Source organism: Streptomyces antioxidans, assembly GCF_000968685.2.
GTDB classification, from domain to species: Bacteria; Actinomycetota; Actinomycetes; order Streptomycetales; family Streptomycetaceae; genus Streptomyces; species Streptomyces antioxidans.
This window is the reverse complement of sequence record NZ_LAKD02000160.1, coordinates 1-451: the sequence shown is the minus strand read 5'-3', so window position 1 is coordinate 451 and position 451 is coordinate 1. Positions and strand designations below refer to the sequence as shown.

Below are 451 nucleotides of genomic sequence, written 5' to 3'. Positions count from 1 at the left end.
TCGCAGGAGCGGGTGATTCGGCAGGCGCTCGCTAATGCGCGGTTGTCGGCGACGGACGTGGACGCCGTCGAGGGCCACGGCACCGGCACGAAGCTCGGTGACCCGATCGAGGCCCAGGCGCTGCTGGCCACCTATGGACAGGGCCGGGAAGATGGACAGCCGCTGTGGCTGGGGTCGTTGAAGTCGAACATCGGTCATACGCAGGCGGCTGCTGGTGTGGGTGGTGTGATCAAGATGGTCATGGCCCTGAATCGTGAGGTGCTGCCGCGTACGTTGCATGTGGATCAGCCGTCTTCGCATGTGGATTGGGATGCGGGTGCGGTGGAGTTGCTGACCGAGCCCGTGGCGTGGCGGCGTGGGGAGCGGGTGCGGCGGGCTGGTGTGTCTTCCTTTGGTGTGTCGGGGACCAATGCGCACGTCATCGTGGAGGAAGCACCAGCGGTCCAGGCGC

1 protein-coding gene is annotated in these 451 nt (G+C 66.3%); it reads left to right on the top strand.

Annotation, left to right across the window (positions count from 1 at the left end):
• On the top strand, positions 1-451 hold a 451-nt coding region (locus tag VT50_RS36985), incomplete at both ends, for a ketoacyl-synthetase C-terminal extension domain-containing protein (RefSeq protein WP_143645347.1).